Source organism: Paracerasibacillus soli (assembly GCF_042432965.1).
In the GTDB taxonomy this organism is placed as follows: domain Bacteria; phylum Bacillota; class Bacilli; order Bacillales; family Amphibacillaceae; genus Paracerasibacillus; species Paracerasibacillus soli.
In genome coordinates, this window is record NZ_JBHLWL010000026.1 from 1 (window position 1) to 19,053 (window position 19,053).

Annotated in this window: 18 protein-coding genes and 1 riboswitch; of the genes, 15 read left to right on the forward strand and 3 right to left on the reverse strand. The window is 36.0% G+C overall.

Annotated elements, in window-relative coordinates; genetic code table 11:
* The first annotated feature begins 181 nt into the window (after positions 1-181).
* From ACFFIS_RS09075 to ACFFIS_RS09085, 3 genes are all read left to right on the forward strand, one after another.
* Positions 182-2,581: a 3-hydroxyacyl-CoA dehydrogenase/enoyl-CoA hydratase family protein gene (locus ACFFIS_RS09075; RefSeq protein ID WP_390187135.1), complete on the forward strand. Its 2,400-nt coding sequence runs from the start codon at positions 182-184 to the stop codon at positions 2,579-2,581.
* 17 nt (positions 2,582-2,598) lie between these two features.
* On the forward strand, positions 2,599-3,774 hold the full coding sequence (locus tag ACFFIS_RS09080; RefSeq protein ID WP_390187137.1) for an acetyl-CoA C-acetyltransferase: 1,176 nt from the start codon (positions 2,599-2,601) through the stop codon (positions 3,772-3,774).
* A gap of 121 nt (positions 3,775-3,895) precedes the next feature.
* Positions 3,896-5,680, forward strand: coding sequence for an acyl-CoA dehydrogenase FadE (locus ACFFIS_RS09085; RefSeq protein WP_320379520.1), 1,785 nt, complete (start codon positions 3,896-3,898; stop codon positions 5,678-5,680).
* On the opposite strand, the gene ACFFIS_RS09090 is transcribed toward ACFFIS_RS09085, so the two are convergent.
* From ACFFIS_RS09090 to ACFFIS_RS09100, 3 genes are all read right to left on the reverse strand, one after another.
* Positions 5,652-6,200 (reverse strand): VanZ family protein, encoded by a 549-nt coding sequence (locus ACFFIS_RS09090; protein WP_390187139.1) that lies wholly within the window; start codon positions 6,198-6,200, stop codon positions 5,652-5,654. The genes ACFFIS_RS09085 and ACFFIS_RS09090 overlap by 29 nt on opposite strands.
* A 173-nt stretch (positions 6,201-6,373) precedes the next feature.
* Positions 6,374-8,869, reverse strand: a complete 2,496-nt coding sequence (locus ACFFIS_RS09095; RefSeq protein WP_390187140.1) for an ABC transporter permease — start codon at positions 8,867-8,869, stop codon at positions 6,374-6,376.
* Positions 8,866-9,525, reverse strand: coding sequence for an ABC transporter ATP-binding protein (locus ACFFIS_RS09100; protein ID WP_390187142.1), 660 nt, complete (start codon positions 9,523-9,525; stop codon positions 8,866-8,868). Before ACFFIS_RS09100 ends, ACFFIS_RS09095 begins: the two co-directional genes overlap by 4 nt.
* A gap of 582 nt (positions 9,526-10,107) precedes the next feature.
* Here ACFFIS_RS09100 and ACFFIS_RS09105 point away from each other — a divergent pair.
* The 12 genes from ACFFIS_RS09105 (at position 10,108) to sufU (ending at position 19,020) form a co-directional block, all read left to right on the forward strand.
* Positions 10,108-10,467: an arsenate reductase family protein gene (locus tag ACFFIS_RS09105; protein WP_390187144.1), complete on the forward strand. Its 360-nt coding sequence runs from the start codon at positions 10,108-10,110 to the stop codon at positions 10,465-10,467.
* A gap of 100 nt (positions 10,468-10,567) precedes the next feature.
* On the forward strand, positions 10,568-10,954 hold the full coding sequence (gene gcvH, locus ACFFIS_RS09110; protein WP_320379515.1) for a glycine cleavage system protein GcvH: 387 nt from the start codon (positions 10,568-10,570) through the stop codon (positions 10,952-10,954).
* Positions 10,955-11,062: 108 nt separating this feature from the next.
* Complete coding sequence (locus tag ACFFIS_RS09115) at positions 11,063-11,419, forward strand: toprim domain-containing protein (protein WP_320379514.1); 357 nt, start codon at positions 11,063-11,065, stop codon at positions 11,417-11,419.
* A 12-nt stretch (positions 11,420-11,431) separates the two neighbouring features.
* The gene (locus tag ACFFIS_RS09120) at positions 11,432-11,755 is read left to right on the forward strand and encodes a thioredoxin family protein (RefSeq protein ID WP_320379513.1); all 324 of its coding nucleotides are present in this window, start codon (positions 11,432-11,434) and stop codon (positions 11,753-11,755) included.
* A gap of 48 nt (positions 11,756-11,803) precedes the next feature.
* A riboswitch (SAM riboswitch) is annotated at positions 11,804-11,914 on the forward strand.
* 85 nt (positions 11,915-11,999) lie between these two features.
* Positions 12,000-13,031, forward strand: coding sequence for a methionine ABC transporter ATP-binding protein (locus ACFFIS_RS09125; protein WP_390187145.1), 1,032 nt, complete (start codon positions 12,000-12,002; stop codon positions 13,029-13,031).
* The gene (locus tag ACFFIS_RS09130; protein ID WP_320379512.1) at positions 13,021-13,689 is read left to right on the forward strand and encodes a methionine ABC transporter permease; all 669 of its coding nucleotides are present in this window, start codon (positions 13,021-13,023) and stop codon (positions 13,687-13,689) included. Before ACFFIS_RS09125 ends, ACFFIS_RS09130 begins: the two co-directional genes overlap by 11 nt.
* 23 nt (positions 13,690-13,712) lie before the next feature.
* A complete protein-coding gene (locus tag ACFFIS_RS09135) occupies positions 13,713-14,573 on the forward strand; it encodes a MetQ/NlpA family ABC transporter substrate-binding protein (protein WP_390187146.1) in 861 nt (286 codons plus the stop codon).
* A gap of 227 nt (positions 14,574-14,800) precedes the next feature.
* A complete protein-coding gene (locus ACFFIS_RS09140) occupies positions 14,801-14,941 on the forward strand; it encodes a YuzK family famiily protein (protein ID WP_512700594.1) in 141 nt (46 codons plus the stop codon).
* A gap of 328 nt (positions 14,942-15,269) precedes the next feature.
* Positions 15,270-16,055 (forward strand): Fe-S cluster assembly ATPase SufC, encoded by a 786-nt coding sequence (gene sufC / locus ACFFIS_RS09145; RefSeq protein WP_390187148.1) that lies wholly within the window; start codon positions 15,270-15,272, stop codon positions 16,053-16,055.
* 16 nt (positions 16,056-16,071) lie between these two features.
* Positions 16,072-17,382 (forward strand): Fe-S cluster assembly protein SufD, encoded by a 1,311-nt coding sequence (sufD, locus tag ACFFIS_RS09150; protein ID WP_390187149.1) that lies wholly within the window; start codon positions 16,072-16,074, stop codon positions 17,380-17,382.
* On the forward strand, positions 17,382-18,602 hold the full coding sequence (locus tag ACFFIS_RS09155; RefSeq protein WP_390187150.1) for a cysteine desulfurase: 1,221 nt from the start codon (positions 17,382-17,384) through the stop codon (positions 18,600-18,602). The genes sufD and ACFFIS_RS09155 overlap by 1 nt, the downstream gene beginning before the upstream one ends.
* A complete protein-coding gene (sufU, locus tag ACFFIS_RS09160) occupies positions 18,592-19,020 on the forward strand; it encodes a Fe-S cluster assembly sulfur transfer protein SufU (protein ID WP_320379510.1) in 429 nt (142 codons plus the stop codon). Before ACFFIS_RS09155 ends, sufU begins: the two co-directional genes overlap by 11 nt.
* The last annotated feature ends 33 nt before the right edge of the window (positions 19,021-19,053 follow it).

The following is a 19,053-nucleotide window of genomic DNA, read 5'->3' on the forward strand; positions in this document are numbered from 1 at the left end:
ATACTCCATAACCTTAAATTCAATAGCATGCACTTTAAAAGAACAAAAAACTTTTCATTGATTTTATTGCAAAAAATTCTAATATATCTTATAGTATTAGTTAGACGGATAGGGAACTATCTTTTCTTTTTAGCATTAAAATGAATGAGTGTTCATTCAAAATAGGATTGGGGGATTAAAAATGAAACGATCAATCAAGCGTGCTGCGGTTTTAGGGTCGGGTGTAATGGGCTCTGGGATTGCTGCTCATTTAGCAAATATCGGTATTCCTACGATTATGCTTGATATTGTTCCAAGAGAATTAACAGATGCGGAAGAACAAAAGGGGTTAACACTAGAAGATACATCTGTGCGCAATCGGATTGCTGCAAATAGTAAATTAGCATTACGAAAACAAAAGCCGTCGCCAATTACTTCACAGAAGAGTCTTGATCTAATTGAAGTAGGTAATATGGAAGACGATATGGGAAAATTAAGTGAAGTAGACTGGATTATTGAAGTTGTTGTGGAAAACCTAGATATTAAGAAAAAGGTTTTTGCTAATGTTGATAAATACCGTAAACCTGGTGCAATTGTTAGTTCTAATACGTCTGGTATTTCAGTAGAAGCAATGGTGGAGGACTGTTCAGAGGACTTCCGAAAACATTTCCTAGGAACACACTTTTTCAATCCACCACGTTACCTAAAATTGCTTGAAGTAATTCCGACGAAAGATACAGCTCCTGAAGTATTATCCTTTATGAAAACTTTTGGTGAAGATGTATTAGGAAAGGGTGTTGTAGAAGCGAAGGATACGCCAAACTTTATTGCGAACCGTATTGGTACGTATGGCTTACTTGTGACGGTGCGTGAAATGTTGGCCGGTAAATATAGTATTGGTGAAGTGGATTCAGTTACAGGAACGATGATTGGCCGTCCAAAGAGTGCTACATTCCGTACGTTGGATGTTGTTGGGCTAGATACATTTATCCATGTAGCAAAAAATGTGTATGATCAAGTAGATGGTGAAGAAAAAGAAGTATTTGATGTACCACAGTTTATGAAAGACATGTTAGAAAAAGGTTGGTTAGGTGCGAAAAGTGGTCAAGGATTTTATTTACGCAAAAAAGGTAAAGATGGCAGTACGATTTACGAATTAAATCCTGAAACAATGGAATATGAAGACCGTAAAAAATTAAAAACAGCTGCTACGGAAATGGCGAAACAGCAAAAAGGCTCTCGACGTAAATTGAAAGCGCTTATTTCAGCGAAAGATGATCGTGCAGGAGATCTTTTATGGTCCATTTTAAAACCTGTTCTACTATATTCGGCAGAACTAGTTGGAGAAATTGCAGATGATATTGTATCCATTGACGAAGCCATGAAGTGGGGCTTTGGCTGGCAATACGGTCCATTTGAAACTTGGGATGCAATTGGACTTGAAAAATCAGTTGCAAGAATGAAAGATGAAGGGGCAAGTGTACCAGAATGGGTCGAAAAATTACTTGCTGACGGATATGATTCATTCTATAAAGTAGATGGTGGAAACACTTACTATCACCACGATGGCGAATATGTTAAACAAGCGTTTAATAAGAAAGAAATTCATATTAAGAGATTAAAAGAGACAAAAGGTGTTATTAAGAAAAATACTGGTGCTAGTCTCGTAGATTTAGGTGATGGTGTAGCATTGCTTGAATTCCACTCACAAAGTAATGCAATTGGTTTAGATATTATTCAGATGGTGAATGCAGCCATTGATGAAGTAGATAAAAACTACGAAGGTCTTGTAATCGGAAACCAAGGTAAAAACTTCTGTGTTGGTGCCAACTTGGCCTTAATGTTAATGGAAGCACAAGATTATAATTTTATGGAATTAGATATGGTTGTACGTCAATTTCAAAACATGGCAATGAATATTAAGTATGCAAATAAACCTGTTGTAACTGCACCATTTAATATGACATTAGGTGGCGGTGCAGAGGTATCTTTACCAGCAGCTGCTATTCAAGCATCACCAGAAACATATATGGGTCTTGTTGAATTTGGAGTTGGTCTCATTCCAGGTGGGGGCGGAACAAAAGAACTTTACTTAAAAATGTTACGCAACATGCCAAAGGGTGTTGATTTCGATTTAATCAAAGTTGCAGCGGATGTATTTGAAAAAGTAGCGACTGCTAAAGTTTCTACATCGGCAGCGGAAGCAAGAGAAAACGGTTATCTAGATGCCGGAGACCGTATTAGCGCAAATCCTGATCATTTATTATACGACGCAAAACAAACGGTACTATCTTTAGCGCAGCAAGGTTATCAAGCACCTCTACGTGAAAAGATTCCTGTCGCAGGGGATGCAGGCTATGCTGCCATGTTATTAGGTGCAAAAAATTTACAGTTGAGTGGCTATGCGTCAGAACATGATGTGAAAATTGCAGAGAAGTTAGCATATGTACTTTCAGGTGGTCGTATAAAAGAAGGATCATTAATCGACGAGCAAGTGATGCTCGATCTAGAGCGTGAAGCATTCCTAAGTTTGATTGGTGAGCCGAAAACTCAGGCAAGAATGCAACACATGTTGCTAAAAGGAAAACCATTACGTAACTAAGAAGAGGGGGAGTAAATGTGAGAGAGGCAGTAATTGTTGCAGGAGCGAGAACCCCTGTTGGTAGAGCAAATAGAGGGTCATTAGTTAACGCACGTCCAGATGATTTAGCTGCACTTACAGTAAAAGAAACATTAAAACGTGCTGGCGATTATAACGGCAATATTGATGATGTGATTATCGGTTGCGCGATGCCAGAAGCGGAACAAGGAATGAATATGGCACGTAACATCGCTGGGTTAGCTGGTTTACAAGATGATGTACCGGGCATAACGATTAATCGTTATTGTTCATCAGGCTTACAAAGTATTGCCTATGCGGCTGAACGAATCATGATTGGTCATAGCGATACAATCATTGCCGGCGGAGCAGAATCAATGAGCTTAATCCCGATGGGGGGACACGTGATTAAGCCAAATACGAAGCTTGTCCAAGATGCGCCAGGTTACTACATGGGCATGGGACATACAGCTGAGGAAGTAGCAAATCGCTTTAAGATTTCACGAGAAGAACAAGACGCGTTTGCAGTAGAAAGTCATAAACGTGCTGCACAAGCTATTAAAGATGGCAAATTCAAAGACGAAATTGTTCCGGTAGAAGTGACAAACCGTGTTGTAGGAAATGACGGGAAAATTGAAGAAAAATCATTTCTATTTGAAATGGATGAAGGGGTTCGTCCTGGTACGACATTAGAAGTATTAGGAAAGCTTCGTCCTGCATTTAATGTAAGAGGATCCGTAACAGCAGGAAACTCTTCTCAAATGAGTGATGGAGCAGCAACTGTACTTGTTATGGATAAGGAAAAAGCAGAAGCGGAAGGGTTACAACCTCTTTTAAAATTCCGTTCCTTTGCAGTAGCGGGGGTGGAACCGGAAATAATGGGGGTTGGTCCAGTTAAAGCGATTCCTAAAGCATTAAAACTAGCTGGATTAAACGTTTCTGATGTGGGTCTTTTCGAACTAAATGAAGCGTTTGCTTCACAGTCCGTACGTGTAATGCAGGAACTAGAGCTTGATCCATCAATCGTAAACGTAAATGGTGGTGCCATTGCACTCGGACACCCATTAGGTATGACAGGTACAAAATTAACGCTTTCACTCATGCATGAAATGAAACGTCGTAACGTACAATTTGGTGTTGTCACCATGTGTATCGGTGGCGGAATGGGAGCTGCAGGAGTGTTTGAACTCTTATAGGAATTTGGCGCTTTGGGTTAGGGATTCCAAATAAATATATGTAAAAGAATGTTTCAATCGACATGACTTATTGTAGCGTCATGTCGATATAAAAAATCTAAAAACGAAGGGAAAGTTGACGATGAGCGAAACAAAAGAAAAGTTATTTAAAGGTGGCGCGTTTTTAGTAGAAGATCTAAATGGAGAAGATATTTTAACACCAGAAGATTTCTCTGATGAACATAAAATGATTGCAAAAACAACAGAAGACTTTGTAGTTGGGGAAGTATTACCACTTGTGGATAACTTGGAAAACCATGAGTTCGAACACTCTGTAAATTTATTGCATAAAGCGGGAGAACTAGGCCTTTTAAGTGCAGATATTCCAGAAGAATACGGTGGATTAGGACTTGATAAAATAAGTTCTTCTCTTATTACTGAAAAATTTGCACGTGCAGGTGGTTTCTCCATTACACACGGTGCGCACGTTGGAATTGGCACACTACCAATTGTATTTTTCGGTAATCATGAACAAAAAGAAAAATATTTACCAAAACTTGCAACTGGTGAGTGGATTGCAGCTTACGCATTGACGGAGCCAGGTTCAGGTTCCGATGCTTTAGGTGCAAAGGCTACTGCAAAGTTAAATGAAGCTGGAACTCATTATATCTTAAATGGTGAGAAGCAATGGATCACAAACTCCGACTTTGCGGACGTATTTGTTGTTTATGCAAAAATCGATGGCGAACATTTCTCTGCGTTTATTGTAGAAAGAGAGTTTCCAGGTGTATCTGTTGGACCAGAAGAAAAGAAAATGGGAATTAAGAGTTCTTCCACTCGTACTTTAGTATTAGAAGACGCGGAAGTTCCAGTTGAAAACTTACTAGGTGAAAAAGGAAAAGGACACCGTATTGCATTTAACATCCTAAACGTAGGTCGTTACAAGCTAGCTATCGGAGGTGTTGGTGGAGCAAAGCGTGGAATAGAATTAGCAACAAAATATGTAAACGAACGTAAACAATTTGGTACACCGATTTCAAGCTTTACATTGACACAAGAAAAATTAGCTACGATGGCAGCATCTACGTATGCAAACGAAAGTGCAGTTTATCGTACAGTAGGGCTATTCGAACAAAGAATGGGATCGTTAGATGAAGAACAATTGAAAGACGGTCAAGAAATCGCAAAAGCAATTGCGGAATACCAAATCGAATGCTCGATGAACAAATATACAGCAACAGAATGTCTTGACTATGTAGCAGATGAAGCAGTGCAAATGCATGGTGGTTATGGGTTCATGCAAGAATACGAAGTAGAGCGCATGTATCGTGACTCACGTATTAACCGTATTTTCGAAGGTACTAACGAAATTAACCGTCTAATCGTACCTGGAACATTATTGAAGAAGGCAATGAAAGGTGAATTGCCATTACTACAAAAAGCACAAGGTCTTCAAGAGGAACTCATGATGATGATGCCAGAAGAGCCTGGTACAGAGCCACTTGAACAAGAAAAGTACTTGCTGCGTAATGCAAAGAAAATTGTTCTACTAGGAGCAGGTTTAGCAGCACAAAAGTATATGCAAAAACTTGAAAATGAGCAAGAAATTCTTGTGAATCTTGCTGACATGGTTGCAGAAGTTTATAATATGGAATCTGCTATTCTACGTACTGAAAAAGCAATTAATAAATCAGGTGTAGAAAAGAATAATCAAAAATTACTTTATACACAAGTATACGTACAAGAAGCATTTAACCGTATTGAAGCAGACGCAAAAGAAATTCTAATTGCTGTGGAAGAAGGCGATACATTACGTATGATGCTTTCATCTCTACGCAAGTTAACACGCTTCACACCAATTAACGTTATTGCGAAAAAGCGTGAAATCGCGGCAGAGATTATTGAAGAAGAAAAATACACAGTATAAATAAAAGAAAGGGACTACTTTGAATCGATAAAAGTAGTCCCTTTACCATTGATATAAAAGGAATTAATGCGTATTGTTTTACATTACTAGTTACATAACCCAATGCCCCACCTAATGTATTCAAAATAAGATCATCGACATCAAAGCTACCGAATGAAAAAATCAACTGTGTCAGTTCATATAACAAACTTAAACAAAATGTGGCCATGACGACGCTTTTAAAATTAATATTCCTTTTCATAAGTAAAGGCAGAAGAAAACCGAACGGCATAAAAGCGATAATATTTCCAACTATATTTTCTACCCGAATCATTACGTTCATATCGGCAAAAAATAAATAAAATAGAATTGTTTTAAAAGGGATAACATTATGCTCTAACCAAAAAGGTACTTCCGCTTGAAAGGTAAAGTGATTTTTCATTTCTTCTATTGGCATACTTTTAAATAAAATTAAATTAGTTAATATAAGCAAGTAAATAATAAAAATACCGTACAGACCTATACGTTTAAACCCACGCAAGACTCTCCACCAACCTTTATCCCGCATTAACTGGCTGTAAGACCCCCACTTCAAGAATTCGAGTATAATCCAAGAAATGTAAGTCGGGGATCAACAGCCAGTAAAAGCCCGATTCTGTTTAACTAACATTCAGTGGGGGAGATAGGGAAACCCCCACTGAATGAAGTTTCACTTTATAAATATTTATTTTGTATATGTTCAAGTTTAGAAATATGTAGTTTTTTAATAAAAATATAACTAAAGATGCCCGTCGTCATCACCATTAATATAAAAGATAGAATTACTGTTTTAACTACAACTAAAACAGATTGTGCTGGAGCAGGTAAGATGAATAACGTCACAGATAGTATGATAATGGTAATGAGTAAAGCTAATAAATAATAGATACATAGTTCCAATATAAATAAACGTAAAATATCTTTCCTTGTCCCACCTAGAGCACGATAGATGAGAAATTCTCTTTCTCTTTGGTAGAACTTCATAAGAAATACAAGCATGATAATTGCACATATGCATAGTAACAGGATAATAAATAAACTATATCCAAGAAGCGAAATAAAATTTGCAAATGTCGTATCATTCTTTATCGCTAGTTCGTCCATATAGAGTAGGTTGTCTGGGTGCAACACAGCTAATGAAGCTAACTGGTCTTCGACTTTTTGTATATCTTGTTTCTTCGCATCATTATTCATAAAAATATCGAGTGAAGCATAGCCTGGAAATATGTCATATTGTTGAACTGTTTGCTCATGCAAGAATAAGGTGACATTTTCATAAGTTTCTTGTCTGACTGGATGGATTAGTTTGTTCACCGCTGTCAATATGTTTAAGTCCCAACTTTTAAATGCTAGTCCGTCCTCAGTTTCCTCTATTCTCCCTATCGATAAAGGAGAAGTTGTATCTATGCTGTTTTGTTCATTTGGAAGATACAGTATCGATGATAACGAATTCTGTAATGAATCATAGATATCATCACTTACTTTTACTTGCCTTTTAAATATAGGCCAATTTTTATCATTTAAAATAATGTAGTCTATATTTCTTAATGGCGTAATAGTATCTGCAATACGTAAACGTTCATAATCTATTTCTGTATGTTCTACGTTGGTATCTTCTTCAACCTCCCCTTGAAACGGATAAAATAGTGTAGCATTAGTTTGGGTTGCATCGATAAGTAAACTAGTCTGTCGGGTTTCCGGTATTTTTTCTATATATCTAATCGCACTGTTATTCTCTAACTCCTCCACATCTTGAAAACGAATAAATTGAGGCGGGTTTTTGTCTATATAAAATTGCTGTAAAACATCAAAAGTCCCCGATTTCCTAGAGATAAAAAGATAATCTGAAGATGTAGGGTCGTTACCTGAATCGGGTAAAGTTTCCGTAGCTATCAGTTGACTCACAAAAAGTAAAATAAACAGAGACGTCATTAAACAGACAATCAAGATCAATGATTTGATGAAATGGAATACATGCAAACAAAAAAACTTCCACTTAAATGATAATTTCTGTATCCATTTATATAGAAATCCTCTTATAAAGTTACTTTTAAACGTAGTAGCATATTGTCGCTTACAAATCATGTATATGATTGAAACAGTGGCACTTATCGCTATAAACGGTAGGCCAATTAATATTTTCCAATGTATATGATAACTGGAAACCATAGAAAAATGTAAGGTAAAATAGAGAGATAACATACATAAAAAGCTTGAAAAACCAATGATGAAACCTTGAAACATCGCAGTCCTATATATATGTTGTTTTTGCCAACCTAATTGTTTTAATATCTTAAAATTACGTCGAAATCGAATGCCATAATAAAAGGAAAATAGGTAAATAAAAACTAAAAACCCTGTAATACTAACAATTATGATAAATATAATGCTGAATGTGCGTACTTGTAAGGCTTTTGTTAATCCTCTGTTAAATAATGCATCATTAAAAGTTATACTTTCGCCGTTGACATTTTTTACATTATTTGTATCGAGAAAATAATCCACTTTACTGTAATCTAAAGATAGTTTTTCTTTTTTTTCTTGAAATAATGTAATATATTGGTTCACTTTTGGGAATACAGTTTCAAAATCACCTGTAAAAATAATAGTAGGAAAAGTATTGCTACCCTTTTCAATTATATCAGGTTGTGACCACGTGCTAGAGTAGTTTTCAATCGCGCCGACAATATGAATGGCTTGACCATGTACATCCATCGTAATTGGTAGTTCTGTATGGGAATGTTTGTTTTCCTTATATAAATCTAACAAAAATCTCTCTACTACCACTTCATTATTTGCTGTCGGGTATTTTCCATCTGTTAACTTGAATTGGTGTAATATATTTTGATCCATCGCTCCAATTGTTACGTCAATATTCTGATCGAAAAAGTTCTCTATTAATCCTAATGTATATATTAACCCAGTGGAAATAAAATCCTTTGATTCTATTTCTGCAGAATCTAGCTGTTCATCCGAGTAGATGATGAAGGAGTGGTTACCATAGTTTGCATAAGCTAATTCCTTTTCTGCATCCACATACGTCTGTAACATACTACTCGTAATCGTGATGAAGCTAAAGAAAATTGTTAATGCACCAATGACAGAAAGAAAATATTTCTTATCATTCCATAAAAACTTCCAAGCATATGTAAATAATATTGTTGCTCTCATTGTTCCCCCTCGATTACTCGACCATCTTTTAGAAATAAGACACGATCTGGATTTGCTAATAAATGTTCATCGTGTGTAACGATTAATAATGTTGTGTTATATTTTTTACAAAGATTAACTAACATATGGATAATCTTGTTAGCATTTTCAGAGTCCAAATTACCTGTAGGTTCATCAGCGAAAATCACTTTTGGTTTGTGAATGATGGCACGTGCAATCGCCACCCTCTGTTGCTGTCCGCCAGACAATTCATTCGGAAATGAATGCATAAATTGTTGAATTTCTAAGTCCTTCAGTAGATCATAGACCATCGCTTCATGAATCTCTTGTCCCGTAATATGTAAAGGCATGACAATATTGTCGTACACAGTAAGTTCATAGATTAATTGAAAGGACTGAAAAATATATCCAAAATTTGCGCTGCGAATACGAGCTCTTTCTTTATCTGATAAGGAATAGTAATCGTTACCATTTATGCGGACGCTACCGCTTGAAGGCTCAATTAACCCACCCAATACGCCTAATAGTGTTGATTTTCCCGAACCACTCTTTCCCATAATGACATGGACCGTACCTGGCTCTATCTGGATGCTTGTCTTTACGAGAGCTTTCATTGTTGCCGAGTAACTTTTAGATATTTCGACTGCTGAAATCATGTATAACACCCTTTGTAATTTATAGTAGAATTAATATTATTATAGAAATGATTTTACTGCTTTATTTTGCCACTGCCCTTGGCAACTTCTCCATAAACCTGTCGACTTACTTACTTGAACGCTGTAAGTCTCTTTACTTACAGTTTTAAAATCATCTTTGTACGTTCTCCCATTTGATGGATGACTCTTACCTGAATATGAAGGCGCGTGCACTTACATCGTTTGTTGTCTTTTTCTTTGCTAGCTTGTGAGTATACGGTCTAACTACACTTGATCTAATTTCAAAATTATAACTACCACTATATGCGGAAACAGTCGTAATTGCAATAGTGTAAATTATTAAGAATAATAGAGGTATAAACACAATCCATTTTCTATTCTACATCCTTTTTATTTATAAGTTCAGCATTGACACATCAACGAATAGAATTTTGACATATTAATCAAAAAACAAATAATCGCAAAACCACCAAGATTAACTTGTTAATGCATTATTTTGATGCAAATATTGCTTTTGGATATTGTCTTATTTCAAGCAACCAAGGGAATATGTTAAGATGTTGCTAGAAGGAGAGATGTATGATGAAATTGGAATTTTATTGGTATCCTAACTGTAGTACTTGTAAAAAGGCGAAAAAGTGGTTAGAAGAACATAATCTTGATTTTGAAAGTATACATATTGTAGAAACTCCGCCATCAAAGGAAAAAATACTCGAACTGATGGGAATGGAAGATGTTCCAACTAAGAAATTTTTTAATACGAGTGGGAAAAAATATCGGGAACTTAATATGAAGGAGAAGTTACCTAAAATGTCTGTAGAAGAAATGGCAGAGGTGTTAGCATCTGACGGCATGCTCTTAAAACGACCAATTGTAACAGATGGTAAACATGTAACAGTTGGCTTTAAAGAGGATCAATTCACAGAAGTTTGGTTAGGATAAATAATCCTTTAATTGCATGTATAGTACTAGATGTAATACTAGCATTTATATGGATTTAACGGTATATTTAAAGTGGAAAGATACATATGGAGGGATGAAAATGAATTTACCAAAGGACTTATTTTATTCAGAAGAACATGAGTGGATAAAAAAGGAAAACAATCAAGTGAGAATCGGAATTACAGATTTTGCCCAAGATGAACTTGGGGATATCGTATTTGTAGAATTACCTGAAGTGGGCGAAGAGGTAGAAGCTGATGAGCCATTTGGTAGTGTAGAATCTGTTAAAACAGTTTCTGAACTTTATGCTCCTTTAAGCGGAAAAGTAGTTGCTGTTAATGAAGAGTTAGAAGATAGTCCAGAACTTGTAAATGAGTCACCATATGAAAAAGCTTGGATGATTGTTATCGAACCATCTAACGAGTCAGAATTTGATGATTTAATGTCTCCAGAACAATATGAAGAAATGATTAAAGAAGACGACTAATACATGATATAATCATATAAGGCTGACTCCTACATAGAGTCAGCCTTATTGCGCAAAATGGTTTATGGCCTGCTTTAATTTTGAAAAGTCTTCGGAGAGGTGCATATAATGGATTCAAATGAATCAGATAAAGTGATTATCGTCGAAGGTTTAACAGATAAAAAGCAAATCAGAAAAATTATTACAGAGCAATTGGAGATCATTTGTACGAATGGTACATTTGGTGTTGAACGCTTTGATGAAATGTTAGAAACGCATGATTTAGACAATAAGGACGTCTATATCCTAGTGGATGAGGATCAATCTGGTATGAAATTGCGTAAGCAACTAGCTTATGAATTGCCACATGCGGAACATATCTATATTAATAGTGAATTTAAAGAAGTAGCGACAACACCGGAACAAGTTTTAGCTACCTTATTAGCAAGTAAAGATATTTCAGTAAATCCAATTTTTTTATCATAGCAAGGTGATATTTTGAAACCAATAACCGAAGATACATTAAAACAAGAGCATTTACTACTTTACATTCATACGCCATTTTGTGGAACATGTCATGTGGCAAGATCAATCCTAACTCAGATTGAAAGAACTCACAATCAAGATATTTTTTACGAAATGAATGCTTCCTTGTATCCTAATTTTATGCAAGAGAACAAGATTGAAAGTGTACCTTGTCTTTTTATTATAGATCATGGTGAAATCAAGGAAAAAGTATATGCTTTTCAGTCTGTCGCAAATATATACACTTATCTTGTAAAATACGCAAAGCATTTATTTGCAGATGAGTTTGACAAATAGAATTAATAATCGTATAATGAAATTTATAATTTTATATAGTACGAAAGTCTCTTATCTAGAGCGGTGGAGGGAAAGGCCCTGTGAAACCGCGGCAACCTTTAGAAGTAAATTCTAAAACGGTGCTAATTCCTACAAAGCATATGCTTTGAAAGATGAGGGAACACGAAGATGAATATACACGTCTTTCTGTTCTCTAGCAGAAAGGCGTTTTTAATTGGCTGGCTTTTTATAAGGAGGTATCCCGATGATTAAAATAGAAAAGTTAAGTAAAGTTTTTACAGATAAAGAAAAGTCCATCTCGGCAGTCGATGAAATTACATTGGATATCGAGCAGGGAGAAATTTTTGGGGTAATTGGGTATAGCGGTGCAGGGAAAAGTACGTTTATTCGTTTATTAAATAGATTAGAAGAACCTACAACTGGTAAAGTCATGATTAATAATCAAGAAATTACTCGTTTAAATATGAAAGAGTTAAGAAAGTCCCGAAGAGATATCGGCATGATTTTCCAACATTTTAATTTACTTTGGTCACGAACTGTTGCGGAAAATATAGCATTCCCATTGGAAATTGCCAATGTGCCAAAAGCAGAAATAAAACAGAGAGTACAGGAACTTATCAATCTAGTGGGATTAAGTGGTCGTGAGAATGCGTACCCATCACAATTAAGTGGCGGGCAAAAGCAACGTGTTGGTATTGCGAGAGCATTAGCAAATCGTCCCAAAGTACTACTCTGTGATGAAGCAACCTCTGCACTAGATCCTGAAACAACAAATGCAATACTAGATTTACTAATGGACATTAATCAACGACTAGGTTTAACAATTATTATGATTACACACGAAATGCACGTCATTCGAAAGGTTTGTAACCGCGTAGCCGTCATGGAAGATGGTAAAGTCGTGGAACAAGGTGATGTACTTCATCTTTTCTTACAACCGAAACAACCTGTTACAAAGAAGTTTGTACAACAAGTGATGGGCATAGAAGACGAGGAAACAGACTTCGAGCGATTGTTTCAAGCGAACCCAACAGCTAAAATTGCTCGCTTACATTTTGTAGGAGAAACTACAAATCAAACATTAATTAGTAAGCTAGCAAAACTATTTGCAGTAGATATTAATATTTTACAAGGGAAAATAACGCAAACGCAATTGGGGGCTTACGGAACGCTATATGTACAATTCATTGGAGAAACAGGAGAAATGGAGAAGGCTATTGCGTTCATAAAAAATGAGACCTCGGTAGAAGTGGAGGTTTTACAACATGAACTTTAACGGATTAGAGAACGTAAAATTTGATGAACTATGGCTCGCTACATATGAAACATTTTACATGACAATTCTTGCATTAATTGGAACATTTATTTTTGGATTGATACTCGGATTATTACTTTATCTTACGATGAAAGATGGTATTTGGGAAAATAAATATATTCATTTTATTGTAGCAGCATTTGTAAATGTGTTTCGTGCAATTCCATTTATTATCTTGATCTTTTTATTAATTCCAGTAACAAATGTGCTAGTAGGAACGATCAGAGGTCCAAACGCTGCATTACCAGCATTAATCATCGGGGCTGCTCCATTTTATGGCAGGCTCGTAGAAATAGCCTTAAAAGAAGTGGATAAAGGGGTGGTAGAAGCTGCTAAAGCAATGGGAGCAAAAACTAAAACAATTATATTGAAGGTATTATTACCAGAATCCATGCCTGCGCTAGTTTCGGGAATTACCGTTACAGCAATCGCATTAATTGGTTATACAACAATGGCAGGTGTAATTGGAGCTGGTGGATTAGGGAATTATGCATATTATTTTGGTTTTCAACGCCGAGACTATGATGTTGTATTTGTTTGTACCATATCAATTGTTGTCATTGTATTTATTTTTCAGTTAATTGGAGACTATATTTCAAATAAGTTAGATAAAAGATAATAAACGACATGGAGGAAATATAAATGAAAAAATTACTTGCAATTTTATCTATTATTCTCGTATTGGCACTTGCTGCATGTGGAACAGGGAAAGATGAAGACAAAGGGAAATCAGAATCGGCAAAAAATGAAAGTGATAACCAAGAGCAGGTTGAATTAGTAATCGGAGCTTCAAGTGAACCGCATGCGGAAATATTAGAAAAGGCAAAACCTATTTTAGCAGAAAAAGGAATAAAAATAGAAATTGAGCCTTATCAAGACTACGTATTCCCGAATGATGATTTAGCTAATGGTACATTAGATGCTAACTATTTCCAACACATCCCTTTTTTAGAGGAAACAAAAGAGAAAACCGGATATGATTTAGACTATATTGATGGCATCCATGTAGAGCCTTTAGGTGTATATTCAAAGGACATAGCCAGTTTGGATGATATTGATGATAATACAGAAGTTATTATGAGTAATTCTGTCGCAGACCACGGCCGAATTTTATCTTTATTTGAAGAAAATGGATTGATCACGTTAAAAGATGGAATTGATAAGGCGAATGCTACACTTGATGATATTGTAGAAAATCCTAAAAAGCTAAAATTCTCACCTGATTATGAGCCTGCATTGTTACCGGAATTTTATAATTCGGAAGATCATGTGCTTGTGGCAATTAATACGAACTATGCAATTGGAGCTGGATTAAGTCCATTAAATGATGCATTATTTATTGAAGATAAAGATTCACCGTACGTTAACGTTATTGCAGTCCGTACTGAAGATAAAGAAAACAAAGCTTTAAAAACATTAGTAGATGTATTACATTCAAAAGAAATACAAGACTTTATATTGAAGGAATATAATGGGGCAATTGTACCTGTAGATGGAAAATAGTAGGGGATTGCTAAGATAAACATAGAAATTAGGAGAAAGTGGTTAAAAATTCAAGTTATTGATTTACTAGTATTATAAATGAATCACTACAGGAATGAATAGCATTATTTCCAGTTTGAGTAATCCCTTCGTCTCGTGTTACGCTTTATATCGTAACCAAAACGAAAGGATGATCAACTATCCATAGTGATCTAAAAATGAATGTTACGTCTGACATGGAAAGAGCGATGCAGGAGTCGCATCAAATGGGGTATGAGGAATATGGCACAGCTTTTCATAAACGGTTAGTAGTAGAAAAGCGTCGACAACAAGATTATGAAAAAAGTAAGTCTTTAATTGCAGAAATAAATAACCAAATTCCGAGATAAATAAGTAAAGTACAATCGATATACTAGAGAAAACCATTCTGATGCTCTCCATACGAGAGTGTCAGTTTTTTTTTGTTTGTATCTTAAGGAATTTCTATGATAATGAGAATCAAAGAATGTAGTTAAAACTCAGAAAGAAGTATTTTGATGTATGCGCATACTCTAAATGTGTTATCATCATATGTAACAGAAACTTTTTGTGTGAAAGCATGAGACATCAAAAAGTTGATAATTAATTTGAAATGCTTTAAGATTATAATGAGAATAAATTGAGAATGAATATAAATTTTCTCAATACACTATAACAATAGTATTTGGAGGTATCGATATGGCAGCATCAACACTAGAAATCAAGGATCTTCATGTTTCTATTGAAGATAAGGAGATATTAAAAGGTGTAAACCTTACGATAAAAGGTGGAGAATTCCATGCGGTCATGGGACCGAACGGTACAGGAAAATCAACGCTAGCTTCAGCAATCATGGGTCACCCGAAATATGAAGTGACAAGTGGTAGCATTTTACTTGATGGTGAAGACGTGCTAGAAATGGAAGTTGACGAACGTGCACGTGCAGGTCTATTCCTTGCAATGCAGTACCCGAGTGAAATTAGCGGTGTAACAACTTCTGATTTTCTACGTTCATCAATGAATGCACTTCGTGGAGAAGGTAACGAGGTTCCTTTAATGCAATTTATTAAAGAAATGGATGGCGTACTTGACGATCTAGAAATTGATAAAAACATGGCGCAACGCTATTTGAACGAAGGTTTCTCCGGTGGAGAGAAAAAACGTAATGAAATTCTTCAATTAATGCTTTTGAAACCACAAATTGCAATTTTAGATGAGATTGACTCTGGTCTAGATATTGATGCATTAAAGATTGTTTCCAAAGGTATCAATAAAATGCGTAATGAAAGCTTTGGTTGCCTCATGATTACACACTACCAACGCTTGCTAAATTACATAGAGCCTGATTATGTTCACGTTATGATGCAAGGCCGTGTAGTAAAATCTGGCGGACCTGAACTTGCAAAACGTTTAGAGGACGAAGGATACGAGTGGCTTAAAGAAGAGTTAGGTATTCAAGACGAAGTTGTCGAGCAAAATGCATAAGGTTAGGAGGGGTAATATGACTGTTGAAACAAAACTGCCGTATAACAAGGACTATGTTAACCAGTTTTCGGCGGACAGAAATGAACCAGACTGGATGAAAGAATTGCGCCTTCAAGCCTTAGAACAAGCTGAAACACTAGAAATGCCAAAACCAGATAAAACGAATATTAACCGTTGGAATTTCAGTCGTTTCAAGCATGAGTTTGGTGAAGGTGAAAAGTTAACATCACTTGAACATTTACCAGAAGAATTAAAGGATTACTTTGATATTGAACATTTACCTGAGAATTTGCTAATTCAACGTAATCAAACAGTTGCTTATGCAACATTAAGTGATGAATTGAAAGCAAAAGGTGTTATTTTCACTGATATATTCACAGCTTTGAATGAACATGAGGAGCTTGTGAAACGTTATTATATGAAAGATGCAGTTTCTATTGATGAGCATCGTTTGACAGCTTTACATGCTGCATTAATGAATGGTGGAATCTTTGTATACGTACCAAAAAATGTAGAGATTTCGGTTCCATTACAGGTTGTCTTTTGGCAAGAAGACCCTGAACTAGCATATTTCAACCACGTTCTTGTTGTAGCAGAAGAAAATAGTAAATTAACATATGTTGAAAACTATATTTCAAACAACGAGAAAGAAGAAACAGTTGCAAATATCGTTACGGAAGTAATAGCACAAAACAATGCGAAAATTTCTTACGGTGCAGTTGATAATTTCGCTGAAGGAACAACTACTTATATTAATCGTCGTGGAGTAGCTTATCGTGATGCTGTTATCGAGTGGGCATTAGGTCAAATGAACGATGGGAATACTGTCTCAGAGAACATTACGAACCTTATTGGCGATAACTCACTTTGCCATGCGAAAACGGTAACTGTTGGTCGCGGTAAACAGATCCAAAATATTACTGCGAAAACAATCCATTGGGGTAAAAATGCAGAAGGATATATTTTACAACATGGTGTCATGAAGGATAGTGCAACAAACATCTTTAATGGTATCGGTAAAATTGAAAATGGTGCATCAGGTTCAAATGCTGAACAAACATCACGTGTATTAATGTTAAGTGAAAAAGCACGTGGGGATGCAAACCCAATTCTTCTTATTGAAGAAGATGACGTAATGGCTGGTCACGCTGCATCTGTTGGTCGTGTAGACCCAATGCAACTATACTATTTAATGAGCCGTGGAATTACACAAAGTGAAGCAGAACGCTTAGTTATCCATGGATTCCTAGAGCCAGTTGTTTCGCAATTACCAATCCCATCTGTTAAGAAACAATTATCACAAGTGATTGAAAGGAAAGTTAACTAATGGACACAATAGCCATCAGGCAAATGTTTCCGATCTTAAATCAAGAAGTTAACGGACATCCTTTAGTTTATCTTGATTCATCTGCAACATCACAAAAGCCTGTATCGGTAATTGAAGCAGTTGAACGTTACTATAGGCAAGATAATTCGAATGTACACCGTGGTGTACATACATTAGGATCGCGGGCAACAGACCAATATGAAGGTGCCCGTGAAAAAGTACGGCGGTTTATTAATGCGAAGAGTTCCGCGGAAGTAATCTTTACACGCGGAACAACAACTTCGATCAACACAGTTGCATATGGATATGCTAGAAAGTTTTTGCAAAAAGGTGATGAAATTGTTATTACACCTATGGAACACCATAGTAATATCATTCCATGGCAGCAAGTTGCTAAAGTAACGGGTGCGACATTAAAATATATACCTTTGCAACCAGATGGTACGATTACATTAGAAGATGCGCGTAAAACGATTACAACAGAAACGAAAATTGTTGCAATGACACACGTATCAAACGTACTAGGCACGATTAATCCTATTAAAGAAATTACGGAAATTGCCCATAAACATGGTGCGATTATCGTTGTTGACGGTGCGCAAGGTGCTCCACATATGCAAGTAGATGTACAAGATTTGGACTGTGATTTTTATGCGTTCTCTGGTCATAAAATGTGTGCACCAACTGGTATTGGTGTACTTTATGGAAAACGTAATTTACTAGAAGAAATGGATCCAGTTGAATTTGGTGGAGAAATGATTGATTTTGTAGATTTATATGATTCTACTTGGAAAGAGCTCCCATGGAAATTTGAAGGTGGTACCCCAATTATTGCTGGGGCAATTGGACTAGGGGCTGCAATTGATTTCTTAAATGAAATCGGTATGGAACAAATTTTGGAGCATGAGCAAAAATTAGCAGACTACGCGATGGAAAAATTGCAATCAATAGATGGAATGAAAATCTACGGTCCGAAAAAACGGGCAGCACTTGTAACATTTAACCTCGATGATGTACATCCACATGACGTTTCCACTGTATTAGATGCGGAGGGAATTGCAATTCGTGCTGGACATCATTGTGCCCAACCATTAATGAAATGGTTAGATGTTACGGCAACAGCTCGGGCAAGTTTTTATTTATATAATACAGAAAAAGATGTAGACCGTCTCGTTGAAGGACTCTTAAAAACGAAGGAGTATTTTGGTGATGTCTTTTAATAACCTCGATACATTATACAGACAAGTCATCATGGACCATTATAAAAATCCACGAAATCGAGGTACGCTTGATGGAGAAGTATTGACAGTTGAAATGAACAACCCAACATGTGGGGATCGTATTCAACTACAATTATCCGTCGTGGATGATAAAATTAATGAAGCGAAATTTGTTGGTGAAGGATGTTCTATTAGTATGGCATCCGCGTCAATGATGACACAAGTAATTAAGGGAAAATCTATTGAAGAAGCATTAAAAATGTCTGAAGCATTTTCTCATATGATGCTCGGAGATGAAATTGACTTTGAAAAGTTAGATTTCGGTGACATTGCTGCTTTACAAGGTGTGTCACAATTTCCAGCTCGGATAAAATGCGCAACACTTGCTTGGAAAGCAATGGAAAAAGGTGTCCATTAATATATAGATGGCGACATGAATATTTTCATTACA